At 62.8% G+C, this 25,700-nt stretch carries 19 protein-coding genes and 1 pseudogene; 10 read left to right on the top strand and 10 right to left on the bottom strand.

What is annotated here, in order from left to right; genetic code table 11:
• The first annotated feature begins 38 nt into the window (after positions 1 to 38).
• On the top strand, positions 39 to 179 hold the full coding sequence (locus G3572_RS10150; RefSeq protein ID WP_164611416.1) for a transposase: 141 nt from the start codon (positions 39 to 41) through the stop codon (positions 177 to 179).
• A gap of 36 nt (positions 180 to 215) precedes the next feature.
• A pseudogene (locus tag G3572_RS10155) lies at positions 216 to 631 on the top strand (transposase domain-containing protein); the annotation flags it as partial.
• Here G3572_RS10155 and G3572_RS10160 read toward each other — a convergent pair.
• The 7 genes from G3572_RS10160 to G3572_RS10190 all read right to left on the bottom strand — a co-directional run bounded on the left by G3572_RS10160 (position 631) and on the right by G3572_RS10190 (position 9,568).
• The gene (locus G3572_RS10160) at positions 631 to 1,332 is read right to left on the bottom strand and encodes a hypothetical protein (protein ID WP_164611420.1); all 702 of its coding nucleotides are present in this window, start codon (positions 1,330 to 1,332) and stop codon (positions 631 to 633) included. The pseudogene G3572_RS10155 and the gene G3572_RS10160 overlap by 1 nt on opposite strands.
• The gene (locus G3572_RS10165) at positions 1,332 to 3,854 is read right to left on the bottom strand and encodes a VWA domain-containing protein (RefSeq protein WP_164611421.1); all 2,523 of its coding nucleotides are present in this window, start codon (positions 3,852 to 3,854) and stop codon (positions 1,332 to 1,334) included. Before G3572_RS10165 ends, G3572_RS10160 begins: the two co-directional genes overlap by 1 nt.
• Positions 3,855 to 3,876: 22 nt before the next feature.
• On the bottom strand, positions 3,877 to 4,227 hold the full coding sequence (locus tag G3572_RS10170; RefSeq protein WP_164611423.1) for a hypothetical protein: 351 nt from the start codon (positions 4,225 to 4,227) through the stop codon (positions 3,877 to 3,879).
• Positions 4,228 to 4,516: 289 nt separating this feature from the next.
• Positions 4,517 to 5,263 carry a hypothetical protein gene (locus G3572_RS10175; RefSeq protein ID WP_164611425.1) on the bottom strand — a complete coding sequence of 249 codons (747 nt, stop codon included), beginning with the start codon at positions 5,261 to 5,263 and terminating at the stop codon, positions 4,517 to 4,519.
• A 74-nt stretch (positions 5,264 to 5,337) separates the two neighbouring features.
• Entirely contained in the window at positions 5,338 to 6,936 is a 1,599-nt protein-coding gene (locus G3572_RS10180; RefSeq protein WP_164611427.1) for an alpha/beta fold hydrolase, read from the bottom strand.
• 599 nt (positions 6,937 to 7,535) lie between these two features.
• Positions 7,536 to 8,903, bottom strand: a complete 1,368-nt coding sequence (locus G3572_RS10185; protein WP_240335505.1) for a sensor histidine kinase — start codon at positions 8,901 to 8,903, stop codon at positions 7,536 to 7,538.
• The gene (locus G3572_RS10190) at positions 8,903 to 9,568 is read right to left on the bottom strand and encodes a response regulator transcription factor (RefSeq protein ID WP_164611429.1); all 666 of its coding nucleotides are present in this window, start codon (positions 9,566 to 9,568) and stop codon (positions 8,903 to 8,905) included. Before G3572_RS10190 ends, G3572_RS10185 begins: the two co-directional genes overlap by 1 nt.
• A 151-nt stretch (positions 9,569 to 9,719) precedes the next feature.
• On the opposite strand from G3572_RS10190, the gene G3572_RS10195 reads away from it, so the two are divergent.
• From G3572_RS10195 to G3572_RS10210, 4 genes are all read left to right on the top strand, one after another.
• The gene (locus tag G3572_RS10195) at positions 9,720 to 10,826 is read left to right on the top strand and encodes a tripartite tricarboxylate transporter substrate-binding protein (protein ID WP_164611431.1); all 1,107 of its coding nucleotides are present in this window, start codon (positions 9,720 to 9,722) and stop codon (positions 10,824 to 10,826) included.
• 176 nt (positions 10,827 to 11,002) lie between these two features.
• Entirely contained in the window at positions 11,003 to 12,937 is a 1,935-nt protein-coding gene (locus G3572_RS10200) for a tripartite tricarboxylate transporter permease (protein WP_240335525.1), read from the top strand.
• Between the two features lie 63 nt (positions 12,938 to 13,000).
• Positions 13,001 to 14,092: a 4-oxalomesaconate tautomerase gene (locus G3572_RS10205; RefSeq protein WP_164611435.1), complete on the top strand. Its 1,092-nt coding sequence runs from the start codon at positions 13,001 to 13,003 to the stop codon at positions 14,090 to 14,092.
• Entirely contained in the window at positions 14,089 to 15,045 is a 957-nt protein-coding gene (locus G3572_RS10210) for a D-2-hydroxyacid dehydrogenase family protein (protein ID WP_164611437.1), read from the top strand. The genes G3572_RS10205 and G3572_RS10210 overlap by 4 nt, the downstream gene beginning before the upstream one ends.
• Here G3572_RS10210 and G3572_RS10215 read toward each other — a convergent pair.
• Positions 15,042 to 16,091 (bottom strand): AbrB family transcriptional regulator, encoded by a 1,050-nt coding sequence (locus G3572_RS10215; RefSeq protein WP_205518685.1) that lies wholly within the window; start codon positions 16,089 to 16,091, stop codon positions 15,042 to 15,044. The two genes, G3572_RS10210 and G3572_RS10215, sit on opposite strands and share 4 nt — an antisense overlap.
• 71 nt (positions 16,092 to 16,162) lie before the next feature.
• On the opposite strand from G3572_RS10215, the gene G3572_RS10220 reads away from it, so the two are divergent.
• The 3 genes from G3572_RS10220 to tcuB are packed head-to-tail and all read left to right on the top strand — an operon-like array spanning position 16,163 to position 19,327.
• Positions 16,163 to 16,831: a GntR family transcriptional regulator gene (locus G3572_RS10220; protein ID WP_164611439.1), complete on the top strand. Its 669-nt coding sequence runs from the start codon at positions 16,163 to 16,165 to the stop codon at positions 16,829 to 16,831.
• On the top strand, positions 16,828 to 18,219 hold the full coding sequence (gene tcuA / locus G3572_RS10225) for an FAD-dependent tricarballylate dehydrogenase TcuA (protein ID WP_164611441.1): 1,392 nt from the start codon (positions 16,828 to 16,830) through the stop codon (positions 18,217 to 18,219). The genes G3572_RS10220 and tcuA overlap by 4 nt, the downstream gene beginning before the upstream one ends.
• Positions 18,209 to 19,327: a tricarballylate utilization 4Fe-4S protein TcuB gene (gene tcuB, locus G3572_RS10230; protein ID WP_205518686.1), complete on the top strand. Its 1,119-nt coding sequence runs from the start codon at positions 18,209 to 18,211 to the stop codon at positions 19,325 to 19,327. The genes tcuA and tcuB overlap by 11 nt, the downstream gene beginning before the upstream one ends.
• Positions 19,328 to 19,449: 122 nt before the next feature.
• On the opposite strand, the gene G3572_RS10235 is transcribed toward tcuB, so the two are convergent.
• Positions 19,450 to 21,153 (bottom strand): methyl-accepting chemotaxis protein, encoded by a 1,704-nt coding sequence (locus G3572_RS10235; RefSeq protein ID WP_164611443.1) that lies wholly within the window; start codon positions 21,151 to 21,153, stop codon positions 19,450 to 19,452.
• A gap of 58 nt (positions 21,154 to 21,211) precedes the next feature.
• The gene (locus G3572_RS10240) at positions 21,212 to 21,403 is read right to left on the bottom strand and encodes a hypothetical protein (RefSeq protein ID WP_164611445.1); all 192 of its coding nucleotides are present in this window, start codon (positions 21,401 to 21,403) and stop codon (positions 21,212 to 21,214) included.
• A gap of 303 nt (positions 21,404 to 21,706) precedes the next feature.
• Here G3572_RS10240 and G3572_RS10245 point away from each other — a divergent pair, with 303 nt between their 5' ends.
• Complete coding sequence (locus tag G3572_RS10245; RefSeq protein WP_164611447.1) at positions 21,707 to 25,690, top strand: Hint domain-containing protein; 3,984 nt, start codon at positions 21,707 to 21,709, stop codon at positions 25,688 to 25,690.
• The last annotated feature ends 10 nt before the right edge of the window (positions 25,691 to 25,700 follow it).

Genomic DNA, 25,700 nt, shown 5'->3' on the forward strand with positions numbered 1-25,700 from the left:
CACGGGAGGCGTCAGTAGGAGTCCATCGGGAGCGCAGGATGGAGGCCGATGGATTTGTGGAGCTTCTGGCGGTTCCGACGGCCAAGCGGCGGTGGTCTGACAAGGCGAAGCGACGCATGGAGGTGAAGACGCTGATGCCCGGTGTCACGGTCAACGAGGTGGCGCGTCGGCATGGGTGAAGGCGGACACTTGAAGAAATTGCTGTGCTGAAGGCGATGCTGATCGCCGTGGATGCGCGCGACAAGCGTAAGGACGGATTGCACGAATGGAAACGCAGGTCACGGCCTTCAAGCAGGCGATCTTCGGTCGGAAATCGAAGAAGAGCGATCCGGACCAGTTCGAGCTGGCGCTGGAAGATCTGGAAACCGCTATGGCAGAGATCCATGCCGAAGAGCCCAGCGGGTCACAGAACGATCTGGGGGATCTTTATGCCGCGAGCGCCGAGGATTGGGCCGCCAAGCGCTCTGCCAAACCGCATGCCGGCAATTGTGGTACATTGCGCAAGCATCCGTTGCCCCCTCACGGTTTGCTTGCAAACCGTGAGAGGGGTCCGCGCGTCGTCAAGGTCATCTGGCCGGACTTCCTGACCTGCGCCTGCCGCGCTCGCCATCGTCATGCGGGATGCCGACATCAGTCTGCGGTTCGGCGGAAGGCATAGGCAGCGTTTGCTTCGCATCCGTTCATTCCGATCAAAGCGAGGGCGCCCCCGTCCGCCGCCGAAACAGGCTCGAAGCGAATGGTCAGCGTGGCTGCGGCCTGCTCCGGGGCGAGCAGGGTTGCGGTGGCATCGACGGACACGTCCAGAACGGGGTTCGGCTCCATCGGCACCGTGCCGGTGAAATAGTCAGACCTGACGCGCGTCCATTGCACCACCGGGCTCTGCCCGCCCGTGGCCAGCCGCGCAGGATCGAAGACGCCGCCCCATGCGATCCGCTGGGTCTGTCGCATCCCCTCGACCATCGGGGGCACCATGGCGGCCACCTGCGGATGACAGCCGCTGATGCCGGTCACCTCGACCGTGCCTTCCCATATGCCGTCCTGCGGGATGATCTCGTTGAAGACCTCGATCTCACAGACCCCGTCGCCCCCCAAGGCCAGGTCAAGATCGTCGCGAGGGGTGCGGCTCCAGGTGAATTGGCCGTCATGCAGCACCAGCGTCTGTTGCGCGGCATCCACCGGGGTGGGCTGGCCGGTGACCAGCGCGATCTCGTCGGCCGAGATGGCGCTGATGTGGCAGGTGCAACCGGCGGCGCCGCAATCGGCGAAGATGATGGCGTCTTCCGCAAGTGCGGGGGCGGGCAGGGTGAACAGGGCAAGAAGAATGCGCTTCATCAAGGTTGTCCCAACAGGCGGTTTCGCAATGTGGTGGCGGTGTCGGCGTCAAGGTCCAGGGGCGTGCCCTCGATGAGCGGGGTCTGCGGCCGGGCTGCGCCCGTCACCCGCAGGGTCGCCGCGAGGGAGCGAAAGCCCGTCAGTGCATCGCCCGGCATGTCGGCCATGCGGCACAACTGGCCGGCCGCCGTGTCCTCGCAAGGGCCAAGCGTCGTATCCCACTGCCGGGGGTTCAGCGCCGCGAGCGGCCTGTCGCCCGTGCCTGTGGTGCCAAACAGAGTGGAGACCACGCTGGCCTCGCCGGCTGCGGTCGTCAGCGGATAGGGGTCTTGCATCAGCCAGCCTGGCAACAAGACCATGCGCAGGCCGGAGAACTTGTCATGGAAAGTGCAGGGGTTCGCGCCCATGCATTGTCGGTGGAATGGCGCGATGTCGGTGAAGGGCGCTGCGCCAAATGTGGGTTGGCCAACCTCGATCGGGCCGGGGCCGGAGATCTCGGCCACCGTTGCCAGCCCTTCGCCTTCGGCCCCCGATGCCGTGGCCGTGATCAGCCATTGGCCCGGCATCAGATTCACCGTCCAAGCGTCGTTGATCTCGCCGTCGCTGCGCAGAACCTCGCCATCGGGCAGAGGAATGGCGGCCCATTGGCGGAAGGTGCCCATGTAGGGGCCGGTGATGGTGACGCTGACCGAGGCGGTGTCTGGCCCCGCGGGGCCGAGGTTTGCCGACACGGGGATGACAAAGTCGTTGGGGCCGGTGGCGCTGACGGTGACCTGCCCGGCAAAGACCATGTCACCCGCGCTGCCCAGAACGTCATAGATCCCCGGCAGGAATTCGGCTGCAGCGGTGCCAGATACGCCCTCGTTCATCGCGAAGGCTTCGGGAGGCAGGTCCTGCCCCGGGGCGGGGGTTGCCGACCATGTGATGGAAAGCGGGTAGGCCCCGGTCCCTTCGCCTGTGAAGGTCACGGGCACAGCCTGCACCGGAGGCGGGGCTGTCGGTTCTGGGGCGGCCTCTGCCGGTTCCAGCGTCACGGTGATCGGGGTGGTGTGGATCACTTCGCTGTCGCGGAAGGAGTAGGCAAACTCGTAGGTGCCGGCCACATCGGGCATGGTCCAGACCATGCTGTCTTTGCCGTCCGTATAGTCATAACCCCAGCGTTCGCCGGTATCGGCGTTCAACAGCTGGATATTGTCGAGATGGGCCCCGGGGCCTACCCAGGTGATCGTGACCTCTTGTCCCACCTGCGCCGAGGCGGGTGCGGTGATCGACATTGGCGCTTGCGTCAGAACAAGGGGGCTGGAGTCGCTGATGGCTTCGGTCTCATGCACATAGGCCAGCGTGAAGTCGCCCGTGGCCCAGGGCAGTTGCAACTCGACCGGGTTTTCCTCGCCCGGGGCCACCTCGGCCAGCCAGTTGCCGTTGGCGTCAAACACGCGGATATAGTCATGGCTCGAGCGCGGCCCATCCCAGCCGACCATGATGCGCGACCCCTGCGGTGCCGAGGCGGGGGCGGTCAGGCGGGCGGTCGCTTCCCGCGTCGGCGCATAGGGGCGCACCAGCATCAGGACGCCGTCCTTTATGCCCGATTGCCAGCCTTCACCCGGATTCGTTTCAGCGTAGTCCATCTCGGAGGACGCGGCGTAAAGGAAGCAGCGAGGCTCGGCCACGAACAGGCTGCCGGGCGGTTCATAGCGCCAGGCCGCGCAGAGTCCATCGGCTTCGCAGGCGGCGGCGCACTGGTCGGCGGTGCCGTCGGCGCCAAAGTCGGGGGGCGCGGGATCGCCGGTCAGGTCGCCGACGGTGAACCCTGTGGGTGACAGCGCGATGTTGGGCATCCGCTCCGCGCCCGGGAAATGGGTGCGCGCGGGCGGGGGCGGCGGCTCGGGCGCTGGTGCGGGCGCGGCGACGACCGTGCGGGTCAGCGCATCGGCCAGCGCGCCGGCGTTCGCGGCTTGCAGATAAAGCCCGCCGGTTTCATCTGCCAGACAGGCCACTTGCGCACCCTCTTCCTCTGTCAGGCCAAAGCCGATGACATGGGCGGTGAAGTTCAGACCCGACTGCTCCAGCTCGCGCCCGAGGGCGCAGGGGTCGGCCTCGCAGGTTTCCAGCCCGTCGGTGACCAGCACGACCGTCGCTGCCTCTTCCCCGGAACGCAGCACCTCTGCTGCCTGACGCACGGCTTCGGTCAGCGGCGTCTTGCCCTGAAACCGCATCTTGTTCACCTGCGCCGCGATTTCTGCGCCTGTGCCGGGCGCCGGGGAAACCATCAGTTCGATGTCGGCGCAATTGCCTCTTTCGCGATGGCCATAGGCCATCAGCCCGATTTCCTGATCGACGGGAAGGTTGCCCAGGACCTGCGCAACCGTCTCCTGCGCGATCTCCAGCTTGGCGCGGCCTTCAATCTGGCCCCACATCGAGCCCGAGCCGTCCATGACGATGATGGTGCGGGGGAGTTGGGCAAAAGCGGGAGCAGCCAAGAAAAGGCCAACGCAGAAGGCGGAAAGATGTTTAAGGGTCATGGCGAACCTGTGCTGAAGGCAATCACTGATCAAATTGGCCGAGTCTGGCAAAATCCATCGTAGCAAGCACTGCCGACATGTCCGCAGCATCGGCACCCTGCGCCTGCAAGAGAACCCTGCTCGCGACCAGAGCCGACAGCGAACCGTTCTGGTCAAGCACGTCGATCGTGCCAACCCTGACGACCTTTCCCATCATGGCCATCATCTGCGGGTTGCCCAAGATCCCCGCCATGCCGGCCACCGCAGGGCTATCGGCGGTCAGCGTGATGGTGAAGCTGCGGCCATCGTTGTGGCTGTAGGTGGCATCCGCCACGATGCCGATCATGCCTCCAAGGAAGCCCGCAGCATCCACAGAGCTTTCGCCTCTGGTCATGCTCCATCCCTCGGCGGGCTGCGGAAGGGCGCTGGCCAAACGCTCCTGTTGAATGGTCTGAACTGCACGGGTGGCATTGGTCAATTGAGCCGCTGTCTGCCCCAATTGACCACTGGCATAGGCAGCTTGTGCAGCGGCCAAGGCATCGGTGACCGCATCAGCCCCGGCCGTTGGGGCCGAAAGGGCCGCCACTATCGCAATTGCTGCAAATGAAGTCCTCATGGTCGGTCCTTTACAATTCCTGGAAGTAATATTTGATTTTTAATCAATGGGTTGAGGGTGTCCGGATCTACGGTCCGATCCGTGTCACCAGATGCGTTGTCGACCAATTGCAGGGGCCAATCTCGGTCGTCCCCTGAACGACCCAGTTCACCGAGAACAGGCCGGGCGTCAAAAGCAGCATGCGCCCGGTCGAGGTGACCTGCCCCATCTCCGTAGTGGCCTGTGCGGTGCCAATGGTTTCGACCGGAGTAACATCCTTGAACGCGTGGGGTGTGTATTCTGGATCGGGGTCTGCGGCCATGAAGGCGGCCTGAATCGTTTCGCCCGAAAAAACGCCGTTCCAGGTGATCGTCGCTGTGACAAGCTTTTCTTCGGTCCAGAGTTGACGGAGCATGTCGCCCATCGGTCCACACTGAATCTGGATGTCGAATGGCTTGCCATCGCGCCATCGCCCATCCTCCGGCACCAGAGCGGTCTGCGGGCAATGGCCCGATCCGCCAAACCGCGCATGCAGCGCCTCGGCGGTTTCGTCGGTCAGGCTTTGCGCGCTGGCCGGGCTGTCCCAGATACCCTTCGTATCGGCGGAAACCGCCTCCAGCCCAAGAACTACGGCCAATTCGTCGCGGTCTAGCGGCACAGCGGCGCAGGTGCAGCCCGCGCCCTCGACACAGTTGGCCGAATAAAGGCCCGAGGCATAGACATCCACGAAGGGACGGCCCTCGTCATCTGGAGTGAATACAGGGATCGTTTCGGCATGTGCCGGAAGGGCGATAAGGGCAAGGCCAAGGGCAGAACGGGTCAGGCTGTGGAGCATGGGACGGATCCGGATTGTCGAGGATGTCCATCCGTACTTGAAGGACAGAGCCGCGGAATACTCCCATCTGGTAGTCACGCGTTGCGGGGGAAGCCGAATTCATCGCCGCCCAGACCCGCCGCTTGCCCAGCGGCAAGGGCGGCGCGCAAGAGCAGCGCCGGATGGCTGACTGGCAGGCTGTGTCCGGCCCCTTCGACCAGACGGAACCGCCCGTTGGGCAGCGTCCGCGCAAGTGCCTCGACCGCGTTCTGACTGACGGTGCGGCTTTCCGTGCCATGCAGACACAGGAAGGGGGTGCTAATGCGTCGCGCCCTGTCTTGCCAGTCCTCATTGGTCAGGCGCATGTCGGCGCGAAATCCGACACCCTGTTGCGCCCAAGCGAGATGAAACGCCTCTTGCAGAACGGCGCTCGCTGCCGGCTGCCGCAAGATCGCCTGATCGAAATCGCACCCGTCGAACACGAGCCGCGGGATCACCTCGATGCCATTGCGCGCGATCTGCGCCAGCCCCAAGGCCACGATCTTGTCCATCAGCCCCGGCAGATGCTGCGCGGCCCATGCATTGACCCTGTGGCGCGTGGGCATGTCGGCGGTCTGTGCCCAAGTCTGCATGGGTGGAGTGGCGGGCGCTGCAATCACGGCAGCCACGCGGGTTGGTGCCTCCAGTGCAAACTGTGCGGCAAAGCGGGTGCCGATGTCATGGGCCAGCACCACCACCTGCTGCAGGCCGTAGTGATCCAAGATGTCGGTAGCTTGTCGCACGGCCAATCCGACCGGATTCCCGTCCTCACAAGGAGCAGTGTGGCCATAGCCCGGCCGTTCCGGAGCAAGGATGCGGAGACCAATCGTCTGAGCCGCCTCGCGCAGGCCCGGCAGGGCGCCAATGCCGAACAGCGCGCCATGCAGCATCAGCACCGGCACCCCGTCAGCCGGACCGAAAGCATGCAGACCCACCAGACCGTAGCGTCCCTTGTGCAGCGTCGCGCCTTGCAGATCGACTGCAAGCGGCGAGGTCGATGGACGCGCCTGCTCATACATCAGCGACAGCGCATAGGCGGTCGAGATTAGCTGCTGTTGCGAGTGCACGCCCATCTTTGACATGATCGATTTCAACTGCTGCCGCACTGTCCCTTCCGTGCGGCCCAGCTCACGGGCGATCACCTGTATTGGCTTGCCCTCCATCAGCCCCTTCAGCAGCTGTCCTTCCGAGGTGATCAGTCCGAGAGAGTCAGCCAGCCGTGCGCGGATGCTGGCATCAATGCCGCGCTGCACTTGGGTCAGCAGGATCGGGCCGTCTTTTTCGACTGCCTGACCGAAAAAGAATATCGTCCCGCCAGCGGGCTCGGCCACCAGAAGGGGTATTCCGGTGCCGTCCTGCCCTTTCATGAACCGCTGTGCTGCCTCGGGCGACATGGCGATACTGCCCAGATGATCGCCGGGGTGCAGCCCGAGCCTTTGGGCCGCTGCCGCGTTCTGGCTGACAATATGCCCGGATCGGTCGACCATAATCTCGATCCGCCTGCTGTCCTGCGGCGCCTCACGCAAGCCCTGCAACAGGTCAGGCAAATCCTGCAGATGTCCTGCCAAGCGGGCCGCGCCGCCCGGGTCGTGCAGCGTTGCCTCGATCTCGGCCAGCAGCGCACGATACCTTGTGTCGATCTCTGATCTTGGCACGGCTCACTCGTTGCTTGAGGGTTGTGTTATGGTAACTGCCAGGTTCCATCCGGCAACCCCGACCTTGTCGCCCCGCCTGAAGGCGGGCTGTCGGTGCAGCCTGGGTTGCGTGATCTGCACCGCGCCACGCCTGCCCGGCTGTTCGGATCAAAGTCGAGGCAGGTGCCGATGTCTGGACCGAACTTCTGAGCCAGCCAGAGCGTAGAGCGCAATGTGTTTCACCGGTGCAGCGGGTCGCATGGCGCGCAAGATGGACCAGAATACGGCTTTCGCCGCGCGTGAACGTCCCTTCGGTGCCGTCTGTTTTGCGGGCCGAGTTAAAATCAGGGTGCAAGTGGGTGTCTCTAAGCTGAATCTTACATTCCCAGAGGTTTCATATCTGTAAGCGCCAGTTTCCGCGTCGGCTGATCCGTTACCCGATGTGCGGCATTCCCGCCGTGCGAAGGGGTGAAAAGCGTGCACATCTTGCGGGCCGACGGAGACGAATTTGCGAGGAGGAGGAAACAACCTTCGCAGTTTTTTAAACGATTTGAACCTGCGTCAAAACGAAGGACCGGTCATGCGGTGATGTTGCAACAGTGAATGTCGGCCGGTGCCGGCTAGCGATGAAACACCACCTCGAACAGAACGCCCGCTGGCTGCGGGATGCAAAACACCTCGCCCGCATGGGCGTTGACGACGTCCTTGACGATGGCAAGGCCCAAGCCGCAGCCAAGCGGCTGCGAGTCATCGAGGCGGAAGAACCGGTCAAAAACACGCTCGGCCAATTCCGCGGGAACACCGGGACCGTCATCGGCAAAGCGCATCTTGACCCGATGCGGGTCAAAAGCCACCGTCACGTCAAGTTGCCCACCCGGACGCAGGCCGTATTTCGCGGCATTGTCGAGAAGGTTCGACACCATTTCCTCGACAAGAACCGGGTCACAGTCGATGGGGCGCGGCTCTCCGGTGACGGTGAAGGCGACATCTACATCGCGCCGCAACTGGCCTTCTGCAAAGGGACGCACCTTGTCACGCACCAAGGCGACAAGATCGACGGGCTGCACGAGAATCTTGAGGCTCCGGCCGCGCACCCGTTCGAGCGAGAGCAGTTGCGAGGTCAGTCGGCTTGTGGCGCGGGCCGTTTCGGCCAGATCGACCACGCGGGCGCGCAAATCGGTTTCGCTGGGGGCACTGATGGCGGCTTCGGCCTGGCTCTGGATGGCGGCAACCGGGTTGCGCATCTGGTGGGCGGCGTCCGAGATGAAGGCATCGCGCAGGGCAAAAGCCGCGGCCAACCGATCAAACAGCGAATTCGAGGTCTGGACCAACGGGCGCAGTTCCGGCGGCACCCAGCGGCGGATCGGGCGCAAATCGTCGGCGCTGCGCTGGCCGATGGCATCGCGCAGGTCCAGCAGCGGTTTCAGCCCGAGCTGGATGCCGAACCACAGGATGAGCGCCGCCGTCAGGATCACGGAACCCAAGAGGAAGATCGATTGCGTTACCAGAGTGCGTGACAGGGCAAGGCGTTGGCTGACCGTCTGCCAAACCTCGACCGTGACCCATCCGCCGAATTGCGGCTCGCTGATGAATTCGCGCAGCACCACCGCGCGGACGGGCCGCCCCAGCGACACGCTGTCAAAGAACACCGGCGCGCCACCTTCGATCAGGCTGTTTTCGGGCAAATCCGGCGGGTCCGAATATCCGGTCACAAAACGCCCGCCCGGCCCGGTGATGCGATAGTAGACCGGGTCCCCGAGGGCGGCGGTCAGTTCATCCAGAAGCTGCTCGGTCAGCATGTCGCCTTCGGAGATCACCACATCGCGGGAAATCGTCAGGGCCACCACCAAGAGCGTATTGTCGTAAAGTTCCTGCGACAGTTCGTTGGCCGATTGATAGCGCGCAAAGGACGCCGCCGTGGCAACCGCAACCAGAGGAAGGATCAGCAGCAGGAACAGCCGCGTGCGCAGCGAAAGGCGGCGCAGCATCAAGTTTCGTCCAGCATGTATCCGAGCCCGCGCGCTGTGCGGATCGTCGCGCCTGACCCGTCAATCTTGCGCCGGAGCCGTGACACCAGAAGCTCGACCGCATTGGCCTCGACCGGTGTTCCCGTGCCGTAAAGCGAGTCTGCGATCCGGTCTTTCTCGATCAGCCGGCCCCTGTGTTCCAGCAGCAATTCAAACAGCGCGAGTTCCCGGCGTGGCAGATCAAGGCTGCGCCCGTCACGCAAGACGGCACGCTGTTCGCGGTCATAGATCAACTGGCCCAGCGTCTCGCGCGCGGGAGCTACCTGCGGGCGTCTGCGGGACAGCGCGCGCAGCCTTGCAATGAGTTCGGCCATGTCGAAAGGCTTCACAAGATAATCGTCCGCTCCTGCGTCCAAACCCTCGACCCGCTCTGATGTTTTTCCCCGCGCGGTAAGAATCAGGGCGGGCGTGGTGTCGCCGCGTGCGCGCATGCGCCGGATGATTTCTATACCGGACAGGCGGGGCAGGTTCAGATCGATCACCGCGACATCGGCGGTCTGGCCCGCAAGAAAGGCATCCCCATCAAGCCCGTCATCCAGATGGTCAACCGCATGTCCCTGATCTTTCAGGGCATTTTCAATGCCTTTGGCGAGGCTTTGATTATCCTCTATCAAGATCACACGCATGTTTGTCCTTTTGCGGGCAAGACAGGTTACGGACAGGAACCGAACCTAAGTTGCACATCAAGCCGTTCTTGGGAGGAGAAATCAAGGATGGCAGCGCGCCTTCTGGCCCTGAGGGGTGAGGCGCGTAGAATGGAGAAACCGGGAGGACGACATGGCATCCAACGTAAACATCACGCGGCGCGTGGCACTGGGGCTTGCAGCCGGTGCGCTTGCCTTGGGTCTGGCGGGCCCTGCTGCTGCCGAAGTGAACCTGTCTGGCAAGACGATCGAATGGATCATTCCGTTCTCGGCCGGTGGCGGGTCTGACACTTGGGCGCGCTTCAATGCGCCGCTTCTGTCCAAGTATCTGCCGGGCAATCCGGTCGTTGTGGTGGTGAACGAGCCGGGCGGCGGGTCGACCAAGGGAACGAACCTGTTCGCGGCCCGTGCAAAGCCGGATGGTCTGACCATTCTGGGCACCTCGGGGTCGACGCAGTTCCCGTATCTGCTGGGCGATCCGCGCGTCCGTTATGAATACAAGGACTGGAAGATCGCGATGGCCGGTCCGACCGGCGGCGTGGTCTATACCACCCCTTCGCTGGGTCTGTCGGGCCCGGAAGACATTGCGATGCTGAAGGACAAAGAGCTGGTCTATGCCAGCCAAGGGGCGACATCGCTGGACCTCGTGCCACTTTTGGGCTTCCGCCTGATGGGCTTCAATGTGCAGCATGTCTTTGGCTTCAAGGGGCGCGGCGATGGCCGTCTGGCCTTCGAGCGCGGCGAGGTCAACATCGACTATCAGACCTCGTCGGCCTATCTGAAAAGCGTCCAGCCGCTCGTGGATGCCGGACAGGCCGTGCCGTTGTTCAGTTGGGGTGTCCTGAACGAAGCTGGCGAGGTCATGCGTGACCCGACCTTCCCCGATCTTCCCTCTTTCGTAGAAGCTTACGAGACGCTGACGGGCAATGCGCCGTCGGGCCCCGAGTATGACGCCTATTTCGCCTTCTTCACCGCAGGCTTCCCCGCCCAGAAGATGGTGTTCCTGCCCAAGGGCACGCCGGATGACATCGTCGCCGCCTATCAGAAGGCGTTCGAAGACATGAAGGCAGACCCGGAGTATCAGGCAAATGCCGAAACTGTTCTGGGCACTTATGAGCAGGTGACCGGACCTCTGGCACAGGCCCTGTTTGAAAAGGGCACCACCATCACGCCGGAACTGCGCAAGCAGGTGGCGACGATGCTGGGCGATGAATACGGCGTGAAACTGGGCGAAGACTGATCCTCCGCGCAGCCCGGGGCGGGTGCCGCACAGGCGCCCGCCAATCTTTTCCGAACCTTCCCTGACCCATCACTGACCCGTCGCCCTCGCTGGCGACCAACACGGGAGTAGTCTCCGTGGTCGATACCCTATTGTCCGCTCTCGCCACGCTGCTGACCTTTCAGCACCTGTTCTACATGCTGATCGGTGTGTCCATCGGACTGGTGATCGGCGTCATCCCCGGCCTTGGTGGCATCGCCGGATTGTCGCTGCTGATCCCGTTCCTCTATGGCATGGACGAGATTACCGCGCTGGCCATGCTGATCGGGCTGGTTGCCGTGATCCCGACCTCCGACACGTTTTCCTCGGTTCTCATGGGGATACCCGGCTCATCGGCCAGTCAGGCGACCGTGCTCGACGGGTTCCCCTTGGCGCGCCAAGGGCAGGCCGCGCGGGCGCTTTCTGCATCCTTCATCTCGTCGATGGCGGGCGGGATTTTCGGCGCGATCATCCTGACCGGCTTTGTGGTCATCGCGCGGCCCATCATCCTGTCTTTCGGGTCGGCCGAGTTGTTCATGCTGGCGCTGTTCGGCCTGTCGATGGTGGCGGTTCTGGCGGGGCGCAGTCTTGCGAAGGGGCTGGCGGCCTGTGCCATCGGCCTGATCATCGGGTCAATCGGCGGAGCGCCTGCAACGGGCGAATTCCGAATGATCTTCGGCTTTGATTACCTTTACGACGGGATTCCGCTGGTGATCGTGGGTCTTGGCTTTTTTGCCATTCCCGAAATCGCGGACCTGCTGCGCAAGAATTCGGCCATCGCGTCGGGTCACACGCTTGGCACCGGCTGGTTTCAGGGCTTCCGCGACTGGTGGGCCAATATCTGGCTGTCGATGCGCTGTTCCGGTTTCGGGTGCATAATTGGCTCGATCCCCGGCCTTGGTGGATCGGTGGTTGACTGGATCGCTTATGGCCATGCGGTGCAGACCGTCAAGAAAGACCCCAAGTTCGGCAAGGGTGACATTCGCGGTGTGATCGCACCTGAAAGCGCCAACAACGCAATGCAGGGCGGTGCGCTGTTGCCCACCATGCTGTTCGGCATCCCAGGATCGGGGGCGATGGCGGTGTTTCTGGGCGGCATGGTGCTTTTGGGTATCCAGCCCGGTCCGTCGATGGTGGGGGCCGATCTGCACATCACCTATTCGGTGGTCTGGTCGCTGGCGCTGGCCAATGTGATGGGGGCGGGCATCTGCCTTGCGCTGGCCATCCCGATCTCGCGCCTGACGCAGATTCCGTTCCAGCGGCTTGCGCCCTTCATGATCGTTCTGGTCTGCTTTGCGGCGTTCCAGGCGACACGGTCACTGGCCGATCTGGTGGCTTTGCTGGGCCTTGGTGTTCTGGGCGTTCTGATGAAGCGGTTTGGCTGGCCGCGTCCGGCCCTGCTGATCGGTTATGTTCTGGCCCCGCAGGCCGAGACCTATTTCTATCAGGCGCTGCAATTCAACGGCTGGTCCTTCCTTGGTCGTCCGGGGGTTATCATCATCGGGTTGATGACGCTGGCCTCGGTCTGGTTCGGGCTGCGCAACCGTGTGGATGAACATGGCAATGTCGTGCCGAACGAGGATGATGCGCCTGATGTGCCATCGTTCAAGGCCCATTTGCCGCAAATCGGATTTGCCGCCGCGATGGCCGGAGTTCTGCTGATCGCGCTGCTCGACTCTCTCAAACATGATTTTCTGGCGCAGGTCTTCCCGCTCTCGGTCTCGGTCATCGGGCTTGCGATGCTGGCGATCCTTTTGCCGCAACTGGTGCGTGGCAAGACGGGGCATCATGCGCATTTCGATGCCGAACTGACGGGCGACCATGTTGGCCAACCGGGCGTGGGAACGCTTTGGGGCGGCCTTGCGTGGATTGCGGGTCTTGTCGGATTGACGGCGCTGGTCGGGTTTTACGCGGCTCTGCTGGTGTTTTTCCCGCTGTTTCTGGTCATCCGCGCCAAGGCGGGGCTGGTTGCGGTGGTGCTGATGACCGCCGGTGCCGCAGGGTTCATTCTGCTGCTGGCTTGGGCGCTGTCGCTGAACTTCCCGTCGGGTGTTCTGCAAGACATGGCCGATCTGCCTTGGCCCTTCCGCTGAGTCCCCTTCACCCGCGCCTTCGACAGGCGCGGGTTTTTCCATTTTGACATGCAGGAGAGACCGATGGCCCAGACCGCCATTCCCTTTCATTTCTTCCGTGGCGGCACTTCGCGCGGCCCATATTTCCGGCGGCAGGACCTGCCCGAAGATCGCGAGACCTTGGCGCGGGTTCTGGTGGCAGCGGTCGGGTCCGGCCACAAGCTGAACATCGACGGTATCGGCGGCGGGGCAGCGGTGACAACCAAGGTTGCCATGCTGTCCCGGTCGGAAAGCAACGATTGCGACATCGACTATTTCTTCGCCCAAGTCAGCGTCGAGGATGGTCTGGTGGATTTCAAGCCGACCTGTGGCAACATCCTTTCGGGGGTCGGTCCTGCGGCGATCGAAATGGGGCTGATGCCGTCGCAGGGCGATGTGACCCGCATCCGCATCCGGTCGGTGAACACAGGGGCCAAGGTCGAGGCGGTGGTACGCACCCCCGGCGGGCAGGTGGATTACACGGGCGACGCCGCGATTGACGGGGTGCCGGGAACCGCCGCGCCGATCTTTCTGAACTTCATGGATGTGGTCGGGTCCGTCACCGGATCGCTGCTGCCGACGGGGCAGGTGCGCGATGTGATCGACGGGATTGAACTGACCTGCATGGACGTTGCCATGCCCATCGCAATTGCCCGCGCCGCAGACTTTGGTCTGACAGGCTTCGAGACGGTGGAGGAACTGGATGCGAACCGTGATTTTTACGCGCGGATGGAGCCGATCCGGCAAGAGGCCGGACGGCGCATGGGCATGGGGGATGTTGCGAAATCGGTGACGCCGAAGTTCGCGCTTTTGGCGCCGCCCCGCGATGGCGGGACCGTTACGGCACGCTATTTCATGCCGTGGAACTGCCACCCCACGATGGCGGTGACGGGCGCGCAATGCCTTGCATCCTGCGTGTTGACGCCCGGCACCGTGGCCGAAGGGTTGTTTGCGCCGCCCGATGGCCGTCCTGCCTTGGTCTTGATCGAACATCCCGGCGGCGTCATTGATGTGACGGTTGACTATGACAGTGGCCCGGAGGGCTTTGCGCTGAAATCGGCGGGGCTCTTGCGCACCGCGCGGCTTCTGGCGCGGGGCGAGGTGATGGTGCCTGAAGCAATCTGGGACGGAAAATGAAGGTTCATATCCTCGACGACTGGTCGGACACGCTGCGCACATTGCCGTGCTTTGCGCGAATGGCCGGGCATGAGGTGACGGTGTGGACAGATGCGGCAGAAGGGGCAGAGCTTGCCGCCCGCCTGCAAGGGGCCGAGGCGGTTTGCCTGTTCCGTGAACGCACGCGCATTACCGCCGGTCTGCTGGATGCCCTTCCCGACTTGCGGTTGATTTCGGGCCGCGGGGCATGGCCGCATGTCGATGTAGAGGCCTGTGCAGCGCGCGGTGTAGCCTTTGCCTCGCGTAAGCCGGACGAAGCCCCGAACCATGCTGCGGCCGAATTGACATGGGCGCTGATCCTTGCGGCCTTGCGCGATCTGCGGGGGCAGATGGCCAGCGCCAAGGCCGGGCTTTGGCAGGCAGGGGTGGGGCGCACCTTGCGCGGCAAAACCATCGGCATTTACGGGCATGGCCGGATCGGACGGCTGATCGCAGGATATGCCGCCGCCTTTGGTGCATCTGTGCTGTGGTGGGGGTCCGAGGCGGGGCGGGCGCGGGCCGCCGCCGAAGGCGGAGAGGTGCCGCAGAGCCGCGCGGCGTTCTTCGCGCGGTCTGATGTGGTGACGCTGCACCTGCGCCTGACCCCGCAGACCATCGACATCGTTACCGCAGACGATCTTGCGCAAATGGGCCCGCGGTCAGTGCTGGTGAACACATCACGCGCTGGGCTGATCGCGCCCGGTGCGCTCTTGGCCGCGCTGGACTGCGGCCGGCCGGGGATGGCGGCGCTCGACGTGTTTGACACCGAGCCGCTGACAGACCCTGCCGACCCGTTGCTTTCGCATCCGCGCGTGATCGCGACCCCGCACATCGGCTTTGTCACCGAAGAAGAGTTCGACCTTCAGTTCGCCGATGTCTTCGATCAGGTGAATGCCTTTGCCGCAGGCCAGCCCATTCACCTTGTCACGCCCTAGGATCGCCGCACCTGCAGCACCCTTGCCACCACAGGGGCACCAAGGATCACCACCACGATCCGTGTCAGATGATGCAGGATGACAAACCCCAGATCCGCCCCGGCGACCAGCGCCAACACCGTCATTTCTGCCTGCCCTCCGGGTGCAAAGGCGAGGAAGCCTTCGACGGGGCGGGCTAGTCCGGTCAGCATGACCAATTCGGTAAACAGCGCCGCCAACATGGCCAGCAGAACGACGAAGGCCAGTCCCGACAGCACAAAGCTGCGCAATTCGCGGAAGGTGACGCCTACATATTGCACCCCGATGCCAAGTCCGATGAACAGCTGCGCGGTCAGGATCGCCTCGGCGGGCGGGCGGCTGTGGATCATCCCCGTCAGGGAAAGCACGCCGGTCACGATCATCGGGCCAAGGATAGACGCCCCGAAAAGACCGATGCGTTCTGCGCCTTTCCAGCCCAGCACGGCAGCGGCGGCCATCATCGCAAGTTCTGCCAGTGGCAAATCGCGCGCGGGTGCGCCCAAAACACCAGTCAGGCTGGAGCCATAAAGCCCTGTCAGGATCAAGGGTGCCAGCGTCACGATGATCAGAACACGTGTTGCGTGGATCAGTGCCAAGGCGCGCCCGTCGCCGCCGGCCTCCTTTCCGAAGGTCACCATATCCTGCAATCCGCCCGGCATGGCGGCATACCATGCGGTGACGGGGTCATAGCCAAGGCGCCGGAAGAACGGCACGCCCACAATGCCGATGATCACGACATAGACGGGAACCAAGGCCACGCTGCCTGCCATCTGGGGGATGCGCCCCACCACCTCTGGCGTGATCGATGCACCCACCGCGACTCCAAGGACGGTGCGCGCAAGGGTCGAGATGGTTCCCATCCCGCGGAGCGGTGCGCCTGCGAGCGCGGCGACGAGACAGGCTGCCATCGGGCCAAAGAGAAAGGGCAGGGGCAGGCCCAAGAGATAGAACAGCCCCGCCCCCAAGAGCGCGAGGGCAAGCGTCGCCAAGCGTTTCGGCATCTGGTCGGGAATCAGGGAACGGGGCATCGAAGCCTCCTTGCGCAATATTGTATCCAAATGTATACATCAGGACACATTAACCGCAAGTGAGTCGTTTCATGGTCGATGACAGCGATCTTCCCCAGGGCCAGAGCGCGTATCGCCGTCTTCTGGATGATATCCGCAGTGGCACGCTTGCCCCCGGGGCGCGGCTGCGGGAAACCGAGCTTGCCGAACGCCTTGGCATCAGCCGGACCCCTGTGCGCGAGGCGATCCGGCAACTGGAAACGGATGGACTTGTTGTCCATCTGCCGCGTCAGGGCGCGACAATCCGCAGTCTGGATCATGCCGAGGTGGTGGAGCTTTACGAGATGCGGGCTGTGCTGGAGGGGACGGCAGCGCGGCTTGCCGCGCGGGCGGCGTCCGATATCGAATTGGCGGAACTTGCAGCGCTGAACCTCGAACTCGAGCAGGCCCCGGTGGGTGCATCGGCGCGCGAGTTGAACCGCGTGTTCCATCGCACCCTGATTGATGCCGCACGCAACCGCTTTTTGATCAAGGCGATGAGCGCGCTGCAAAAGACCTTGCTTATTCTTGGCCCCACCACCTTGGCAGACCCGGAGCGCGCGGTTTCTGCAGTGGCGGAACATGCCGCCGTCTTGGGCGCGTTGCGGGCGCGTGACGGGGTAGGGGCCGAGGCGGCGATGCGCGCCCATGTAGAGGCCGCGCTTTCGGCCCGTATCCGCGGGATGCGGGGACGCGAACTGCCGATGGAGGACGAGGCGTGAAGGATTGGCCCGAAACCTTTGATCTGGCGGTGGTGGGGGGCGGCAATGCTGCGCTTTGCGCCGCGATCACCGCCGCCGAGGCGGGCGCAAGCGTGCTGATCCTTGAAGGTGCGCCGAAGGCCTACCGCGGAGGTAACAGCCGCCACACGCGCAACTTTCGCTGCATGCACCACGGCCCGATGTTCCCGCTGACCGGCAGCTATGAGGAAGAGGAGTATTTCCAAGACCTTATGCTTGTCACCAAGGGGAAAACCGATGAAGCCCTCGCACGGCTTGCGATCCGCTCGACCGAGGAATGCCTGCCTTGGATGATGGCGCATGGGGTGCGCTTTCAACCTTCGCTGTCGGGCACCTTGTCCTTGTCGCGCACCAATGCGTTCTTTCTGGGTGGGGGCAAGGCGTTGGTGAACGCCTATTACAGCACCGCCGCCAATCTGGGCATCAAGATTGCCTATGAGGCGCAAGTGACGCATGTGCATCGTGAGGCCGACTGCATCACCCACCTGGAAGTCGAGGTGGCAGGGCGACCTGTAACGGTCAAGGCGCGGGCCTTCGTGCTGGCTTCGGGCGGGTTTCAGGCCGATATCGACTGGCTGGCCCGGGCGTGGGGGCCAGCTGCACGTAATTTCCTGATCCGCGGCACGCCCTACAACCGAGGTGTCGTGCTGCGCGACATGCTGGACCAAGGGGCAGAAAGCGTGGGTGATCCGACGCAATGCCATGCGGTCGCCATCGACGGACGTGCGCCCAAATATGATGGCGGAATCGTCACGCGGCTGGATTGTGTGCCGTTCTCGATCGTCGTCAACAAGGAGGGCGAGCGGTTCTATGACGAAGGCGAGGATGTCTGGCCCAAGCGCTATGCCATTTGGGGCCGTCTGGTTGCGGCGCAACCTGATCAGGTGGGGTTCGCGCTGATTGACGCGAAATCGATCGATCTGTTCATGCCTTCGGTGTTTCCCCCCGTGAAAGCCGACACGATCGAAGGCTTGGCGACGGCTCTGGGACTTCATCCGCAAGCGGTGCGCCGCACAGTTGACGGCTTCAACGCCGCCTGCACGCCCGGCCCGTTCCATCCGACCGAGCTTGACGGGTTGCGGACCCAAGGGTTGAAGGTGCCAAAGACGAACTGGGCACGCCCGCTCGAGACGCCGCCCTTTTATGGCTATCAACTGCGCCCGGGCGTCACCTTCACCTATCTGGGCCTGAAGGTAGATGCCCGCGCCCAGGTGCATACCCCCGAAGGCCCGGTCCGGAACCTCTGGGCCGCCGGAGAGATCATGGCCGGGTCTATCCTTGGCCAAGGCTATCTTGCCGGATTTGGCATGACCATCGGCACTGTCTTTGGACGTATCGCGGGCAAGGAGGCCGCCGCCCATGTCGCTTGACCTTTCGCCCGCAGGGCTGCCTCTTTCGGCGCTGTCCGCCACCCAAGAGGCCCGCCGCCAGATCGAGATTTGCAACGCCTGCCGGTATTGCGAGGGGTTCTGCTCGGTGTTTCCGGCCATGACGCGGCAAAAAGCCTTTGCCGATGGCGACCTGACCCAGCTTGCCAATCTGTGCCACAACTGCCGGGGGTGCTATTACGCCTGCCAATACACGCAGCCCCATGAATTCGCGCTGAACATCCCTGCCGCGCTGGCCGAGGTGCGGGTGGAAAGCTGGGAGCGTCTGGCGCGCCCGCAAGCGCTGGCCCGTCTGTTCCAGACGCAAGGCGTTGCGTTGGCGGGCCTTTTGGTGGTGGCGCTGGCGTGGTTCTTCTGGGCTTTGACGATGTGGCGTCCCGTCTCGGGCGCTGGCTTTTATGCCCATCTGGCCCATAACACGCTTGTCGCTATCTTCGTGCCCGCCTTCGTTCTGCCGCTGGCGTTGATCGCGCTGTCGCTGCGTGATTACTGGCGGGAAGTGGGCGGTGGCCGGGTGCGCTGGGCGCATCTTATGCGCGCCTTCGATCAGGCCGCACGGATGAAGAACCTGTCGGGTGGTCATGGCGAAGGCTGCAATTTCGAGAACGCAGACCGTTTCAGCAACCATCGCCGCGTGATGCACCAACTGATGATGTATGGCTTCCTGCTGTGTTTTGCCTCGACCAGCAGTGGCACGGTCATGCATTATGCCTTGGGCTGGGAGGCGCCCTATCCGCTGCTTTCGCTGCCCAAACTGCTCGGGGTTCCCGGCGGGCTGATGATGGTGGCAGGGGCCGTCGGGCTTGCGCTGCTCAAGCTGCGGGCCGACCCCGCCCTTGGGGCGGTGCGGGTCTGGGGTGGCGAGATGGCCTTTATCCTGCTGCTTGGCGGTGTCGCCTTGACGGGGCTTGCGCTCTATGCGGCCACCGGCAGCGCTCTTGTAGGTCCGCTTCTGGCCGTGCATCTGGCGACAGTGATGGTGCTGTTCCTGCTGATGCCCTTTTCAAAGATGGTGCATGGCTTTTACCGTCTGGCTGCTCTGGTGGCCGAGGCTGGCAGACCGGCACCCTCGGCGGGGGGCGATACCTGAGGTCCGGTGCGCAACGCCGGTATCGCGCCTGAGCGGTTTGCCTTCCTGCCCTTATGGTTCACGTCAGAGAGAGGTGACGCAGGCGCGAGAGATCATCGAAGGTCGTCGGGGGCCTTTTCCTGCTATCGTCGGGCGGAGTGCTGTTGCCAGCCCGTGGCGCGCGCGAGATCCGCGCCGGAACTCGCCCCGGACCGCCGTGCTCGGGAGGCTGCAAGCCAACCTTCGGGAATCCGTTCGCTTTCTCGCGTTCTGAAGCGTGCGAATTCTTGCTTCATCATATCGGTTGCCTCTTTCATCTGACGGGCGCTGCCGGAAAGGTTTATGGCTTGCTGGTTTGTCGCCTGTGCGGAGTTCGTAACGCCCATGATGGCAGCATTGATCTGTGCCACACCGCGTGCCTGCTCGTCGCTGGAACTTGAAATTTCGACAACCAGCGCTTCGACCTTTTTCGCGTTTTCTGAAATCTCGCTGAAGGCCTCGCGCGTCAGCTTGGTCAGGGCTGTTCCCTCATCGACTTTTTGGCTTGCGTCCACGATCAGGTTTTCGGTCTCTTTCGCGGCAGTTGCCGACCGCCCGGCAAGGCTGCGCACCTCTTGCGCGACAATGGCGAAGCCGCGCCCATGTTCGCCCGCGCGGGCCGCCTCGACGGCCGCGTTGAGGGCGAGCAGGTTTGTCTGAAAGGCAATTTCATCAATCACCTTGATGATCTTGGAAATGTTTTTGGAAGAGGACCGGATGCCCTCCATCGCGTTGACCATGTCTTCAACCCGCTTGGAACCGGAGTTGGCTGCCGCCGTCGTCTCGGAGGCGAGTTTGGCGGCGGATTTTGCGGATTGAGCGTTGGATTTCACCTGTTTGCTTGTCTCTTCGGTGGATTCGGAAACCGCTTCCACCGAGGCCGATGCGACCTGAGAGGTTTGCGAAAGGATGCCGCTGCCATCCGAGATTTGCTCGACCGCAAGGGCGACCTGATCAACATGGCCCGCAACAGAGGAAATCGTCTGGCTCAGATCAGACAGGGATTCGTCCATAAGAAGGGCAAGCACCTCATACTCGCCCTTGAAGGCTCCCGGATCTATGGTGACACTCAGATCACCATTGCGAAGGCCGGAGCAGAAGCGTTTCATTTCCGACATGATGCCCCGGAACGAGGCGCGGATGCCATCGACCGCCTCATTGATGAACCTTCTGTCCCCGCTGAACCGTTCGATATCTGCGTCAAGATTTCCGTTCGCGAATTCGGCGACCACCGCCATGATCTTCTTTTTCGTATTGATATGCGATCTGACCATCCGGTTTGCGCTTTCCGCAACGGGCCTGAGTTCGTCATCAAGATGGGCCGTATCAAGGAAGGTCGAGATCATCCCCGCATCATGCGCATCAGCCATCTGTTTGACATCATGGATGAATTTCATCACCTGTGCCTGCTTTTCAACGGCGAAGGTCCGGTCTTGCCATTCGACATAGACCGAGGCAAGCGCGCCTGATGCGTCGAAATTCGGGGTGGCCTTGAAGAACAGGGATTTGCCGCCAATGGTGAATTTGCCATCATGCGGGCGAACGAGGTGTTCCATGATCCGCCTTTGATAGATGGGGTTCTTGTGGAAGACGTCGATGCTTTTCCCGACAACGGCCCGCGCGACGAAAGAGGGCAAATCCTTCCGGATGTCGGCTTCGATCGATTCGAACATCTTGTAGGCGGCTTCGTTGACAAAGCGGATCACCATAGACCTGTCGGCGACCATGATCGGGTTCGACAGGACATTCAGCGCCGACAGGGTGTCGAGCGCATTCCAGGATTCATCGACGGTCTGCATTTTGGTCATGCTCTGCCTCTCGTGAAAAATGAAAACTGACAGTTCTGCGCGTCTGGAGGCTGCTTCGCTATGGCGCGTTCCTGCTGTTGGTCAGGTTCGCAAAAATCAGCCCCGGCCGGCGTTGTTCGCCGGATATCGGAAATGCCTTAAGAATCTTTGTAAGATTTGCCGCTGCCTGCTGCGGGCTTCCGTCTGAAAAGAGCAGCGCCGCTGCGCCCCCGGCCCAATGGGTGACGGGTGTTTTGCGCGGCCCGGTCATCAACACATGCCTTTGGCCCATCGCGCCGTTCCGCCGTGTCTGTACTGACGCGCAAAGGCGGCCTTGGCCGAATTCAGACCGCCGTCCCTACAACGACGGAGTTTTCGGCCGTTACAGGTTCGCGGGCAGAACCTGAGAAACAAGCCGGGCCAGTGCCGTCGAGCCGCTTACCGGTCCGACGGACAAGCCAAGGCAGAGGGACACATCCGCCGCAACCTCCTTGTGACCGAGGGGGCCAAGTTTTGGTTTCTGGATACTTTTCGGGCCGCGCACTGCGGCCTGCTGGGATGTGAGGCAGAGTTCATGGCGACCCTCGTCGGGAACAGCGGCGACAATGAGATTATCGGCACCGCCGCAGACGACAGTCTGATTGGCGCGGGCGGTCATGACACGCTTTTCGGGGGCGCGGGGAATGACACCATCCATGGGGACGCGATTCAGGGAGGCACGGTTTCCGTCACCAACGGCAATTTTGCCTCCGGCACGACGGGCTGGACCATAGGGGGCAGCGGGACCACCACTGTCACCAATGGCTACATGGCCTTCAACGCCTCTGGCTCATCCGCCGGGGGGACTTTCCAGCAAACGGTTACAACACAGGCGGGTGCCACCTATGCGCTCAGCTTTGATGCCTTCGAGACAGGCCTCGGCATTGGCAACCACACGCTTTTGGTGGACGTGCTTGACAGCAGCGGCGTTGTCATTGCGACCCAGACCTATCAGATCTCTGATGGCACCAGTCAGCGGATCACAGTGCCCTTCACCTCGACCACCAACCAGATCACGCTGCGGTTCAGCAACCCCACCAGCTCGGCGACGCTTTCTACCGACCTTGCCGTGGACAACATAAGCGTGGCACCCTTGCCGCCCTCGGGCGCGGGCAATGATGTTATCAGTGGCGGTGACGGCGCTGACGTCGTCTATGGCGGGGCCGGAAACGATACCATTTACGGGGGAGAGGGGAACGACACCCTGTGGGGTGAGGTTGGCGTAGACTCGATCTTTGGTGGCAACGGCAATGACGCGATAGATACCGGCGGGCCAGGTCCGGCTGACGAGCCCACCGGCTCTGTGCAAATGACGTGGAATGCCTTCTACCTTGGCACCTTTAGCGACCTCGATTCGACCGAAGGCAACACTACGGTCGAAAACCCGAACCTCGCGCTTGGCACCTATGGCAGTGCATCGAACCCGCTGTTCAACAATATCCGCCGCGTCACCTCCAATGACACCAACGGCGACAACACCATCAACAACAACGATTCCAACAACGCCGAAACGCTGACCATCGGCGGTGTGGCGCGGACGTTGGATACGGTGCTGCTCTACTCGGCGCGGGTCACGTTTCTCGACGGCACGACCTACGATTTTTCCGCTGTCGTGTTCCAGACCACCGATGGCCAGCTCTTCATGGCGCCGCCGCCGACCAACAACGCGGTGGCCCAGATGCTGGCGAGCCAGCCCATCACGTCCTTGCAGCTTTTGTCGGTGTCGGACGCTGCTTCGTCGAACCTGTTCGCCAACCGCTTCGACATTACTTACCAGACCCAGGGCGATGATGGCGCCTATGGCGGGGCGGGCAACGATACCATTACCGGTCAGCAAGGCGATGACAGGCTTCGGGGCGACTCCGGACAGGACACACTTTTTGGCGGGGCCGGAGCCGACACGCTGGATGGTGGCGGAGGCAACGATTCCATCTCGGGCGGCACTGGAAGCGATCTTATCTTCGGCGGCAGCGAAATGCTGTCCAATCCGGGTTTCGATGCAGGAATCCTGCCCGGTGGGATGTCGACCTACGCCTCGCCTATCGGTTGGCAAAGCACGCGGGGTACAGTTGAAGTCTGGGGGTCGGGCTATAACGGCATTACCTCGCCCGACGGGTCCAACATTATCGAACTGGATCAGGACTCCGGTTCAGTCGATTCCATTTGGCAGGATGTCAGCACCGAGAACGGACGCACCTATACCCTGACCATCGAAGCGCGGAATCGCCCGGGTATCGGCGAGAACGACAGTTTCGAGGTCAGGTGGGGCGGCAATCTCATCGCAACGATCCAGCCGGGTGCGACATGGCAGACCTATACCTTCACCGTGACAGGAAACGGTGGACTGATGCGGCTGCAACTGAGCGAGCTTGCGTCGCAGGACAATTCGCTCGGCATTCTGCTCAACTCGGTCTCGCTGACAGATTCAGGGGGCGATGACACCCTTGCCGGCGACGACGGGGCCGACACGCTCTATGGCGGCGCAGGCAATGACGTGCTGTCGGGTGGCAATGACAACGACCAGCTTTTTGGCGGCCTCGGCAATGATATCATTTCGGGAGATGCAGGGGCCGATCAGATCTATGCGGGCGATGGTCAGGATACGGTCAACGGCGGGGCGGGGAATGACCTTGTCTATCTGGGTGATGGCAACGATGTTTTTGGCGATTGGTCGGTCGAAAACAGCGGGAATGACACGATCTATGGCGAAGGCGGCAATGATTCCATCATTGCGGGCGCGGGCAATGATCTGGTCTATGGCGGAGATGGCAATGACACGCTGAGCGGCCAGACCGGACAGGACACCCTGTTTGGCGATGCCGGGGATGATGTCTTCCTTGTGACCGACGATCATGAAACGACGGTCATTCATGGCGGCGCCGGCACCGACAGCATTTATTACAGCAATTACCTGACCACGGCGGGCGTGTCCGTCACGGTGAACGGCGCGGGCGATGGCAGCTATGCTTTTGCCCAGACTCCGGCCGGTTTCACCAATGCGCAGGGCACATTCACCAGCATCGAGCAGTTTGCGCTGACTGGCTATAACGACAGCTTTAACGGTGCATCGGCCACGGTCGGGCTGGTTGTGGCAGGTGGGGCGGGAAATGACACGCTGACGGGCGGATCAGGGGCAGACCTGATCTATGGCGAAGGCGGCAATGATCTTTTGTCAGGCGGCACCGGTGCCGACACGCTGGACGGCGGTGACGGGGATGACACCCTGCGCGGCGGGGGCGGGGCCGATGTTCTGATTGGCGGTGCGGGTCGGGACACCGCCGATTACAGCGCTTCGGCGCAGGGGGTGACTGTTAACCTGCTGACCGGGCTTGGTAGCGGCGGCGATGCGCAGGGCGATACGCTTGCCGGGGTAGAAGACCTTATCGGCTCGGCGCAGGCGGATGTGCTGACCGCCGGCAGCACGCAGGGCAATCTGTTTGGCGGCGCGGGCAATGACACCCTTTACGGCGGAGCCGCAGGCGGCGACAGTCTTTATGGTGGCGATGGCGATGACCTGATTGCCGGACTTGGCGGCAATGACCGCCTGTTTGGCGGCGCGGGCAACGATACGCTTTGGGCTGATGCCGGGTCGGATACGCTGACAGGCGGCACCGGAGCCGACGTGTTTCGGCTGGGTCCGCAAAGCGGAACCGTTCGCGTCACCGATTTTGACATCACGCGCGTTGACGGGCGGGCGATTGACCAGATTGATGTCTCTGCCCTGACCACCAGCGGCGGAAATCAGGTCACATGGCGCGATGTGACGGTCACCGATACCGTGGGCGATGGCACCGGCCATGCGGTGCTGACCTTTCCCAACGGGGAAAGCATCATTCTGGAAGGTGTTCTGGCGAGCCAAGCCACCGGCAAGCAGAACATGGCGCAGATCGGCATCCCCTGCTTTGTAAAGGGGACGCCGATCTTGACACCAAGCGGCTATTGCCCGGTGGAAACGCTGCGCGCCGGTGATCTGGTCAGCACAAGCGCGGGCGTGGGCCGGGTGATCTGGTCTGGCCAAAGAGACCTGAGCCGTGATGACCTGATGAGCCGCCCCGATTGGAAGCCTATTCATTTTCCTGTCGGCGCCATCGGCAACACGCAGGTTCTCAGGCTTTCACCGCAGCATGCGGTTGAGGTGCGGGGCGCTGACGGGAAGCGGGTTCTGGTGCGCGCGCGGCATCTTGCCGAAGCGGGGTTTGGTGGCGCGCGGGTTGCAAACGGGGTGCGTTCGGTTTCTTACCACCATATCCTGCTGGAGCGGCACGCCATTCTTTGCGCGGCCGGAGCGCCTGCGGAAAGCTTCTATCCCGGACCGCAGGCAATGGCGATGTTCGAATGGTCTTCCCGACTTGCGGTGGCCGCGGCCATACTGGCGGGCGCGGAGGCAAGCGCGCCTTGCGATGAAAGGACACTTTCGCAGCTTTATGGCCCGAGGGTCTATCCGCTCCGGCGCAGGCGCGAGATGGGGCGTATCATGGCACGCCGGTTCGAAGTATCGGACTGCGCCCTGTCGGCCTGATGGCGCCGCG

This window comes from Pseudotabrizicola algicola (assembly GCF_010915705.1).
Taxonomy (GTDB): domain Bacteria; phylum Pseudomonadota; class Alphaproteobacteria; order Rhodobacterales; family Rhodobacteraceae; genus Pseudotabrizicola; species Pseudotabrizicola algicola.

What these genes read in the sequence shown, in the direction of transcription:
- G3572_RS10245 (WP_164611447.1), top strand. Translation starts at nt 21,707, where the DNA reads ATGGCGACCCTCGTCGGGAACAGCGGCGACAATGAGATTATCGGCACC.
- G3572_RS10185 (WP_240335505.1), bottom strand. Translation starts at nt 8,903, where the DNA reads ATGCTGCGCCGCCTTTCGCTGCGCACGCGGCTGTTCCTGCTGCTGATC.
- G3572_RS10195 (WP_164611431.1), top strand. Translation starts at nt 9,720, where the DNA reads ATGGCATCCAACGTAAACATCACGCGGCGCGTGGCACTGGGGCTTGCA.
- G3572_RS10220 (WP_164611439.1), top strand. Translation starts at nt 16,163, where the DNA reads ATGGTCGATGACAGCGATCTTCCCCAGGGCCAGAGCGCGTATCGCCGT.
- G3572_RS10205 (WP_164611435.1), top strand. Translation starts at nt 13,001, where the DNA reads ATGGCCCAGACCGCCATTCCCTTTCATTTCTTCCGTGGCGGCACTTCG.
- G3572_RS10170 (WP_164611423.1), bottom strand. Translation starts at nt 4,227, where the DNA reads ATGACCAGAGGCGAAAGCTCTGTGGATGCTGCGGGCTTCCTTGGAGGC.
- G3572_RS10190 (WP_164611429.1), bottom strand. Translation starts at nt 9,568, where the DNA reads ATGCGTGTGATCTTGATAGAGGATAATCAAAGCCTCGCCAAAGGCATT.
- tcuB (WP_205518686.1), top strand. Translation starts at nt 18,209, where the DNA reads ATGTCGCTTGACCTTTCGCCCGCAGGGCTGCCTCTTTCGGCGCTGTCC.
- G3572_RS10160 (WP_164611420.1), bottom strand. Translation starts at nt 1,332, where the DNA reads ATGAAGCGCATTCTTCTTGCCCTGTTCACCCTGCCCGCCCCCGCACTT.
- G3572_RS10215 (WP_205518685.1), bottom strand. Translation starts at nt 16,091, where the DNA reads ATGCCCCGTTCCCTGATTCCCGACCAGATGCCGAAACGCTTGGCGACG.
- G3572_RS10210 (WP_164611437.1), top strand. Translation starts at nt 14,089, where the DNA reads ATGAAGGTTCATATCCTCGACGACTGGTCGGACACGCTGCGCACATTG.
- G3572_RS10240 (WP_164611445.1), bottom strand. Translation starts at nt 21,403, where the DNA reads ATGACCGGGCCGCGCAAAACACCCGTCACCCATTGGGCCGGGGGCGCA.
- G3572_RS10150 (WP_164611416.1), top strand. Translation starts at nt 39, where the DNA reads ATGGAGGCCGATGGATTTGTGGAGCTTCTGGCGGTTCCGACGGCCAAG.
- G3572_RS10165 (WP_164611421.1), bottom strand. Translation starts at nt 3,854, where the DNA reads ATGACCCTTAAACATCTTTCCGCCTTCTGCGTTGGCCTTTTCTTGGCT.
- G3572_RS10200 (WP_240335525.1), top strand. Translation starts at nt 11,003, where the DNA reads ATGCTGATCGGTGTGTCCATCGGACTGGTGATCGGCGTCATCCCCGGC.
- G3572_RS10175 (WP_164611425.1), bottom strand. Translation starts at nt 5,263, where the DNA reads ATGCTCCACAGCCTGACCCGTTCTGCCCTTGGCCTTGCCCTTATCGCC.
- G3572_RS10235 (WP_164611443.1), bottom strand. Translation starts at nt 21,153, where the DNA reads ATGACCAAAATGCAGACCGTCGATGAATCCTGGAATGCGCTCGACACC.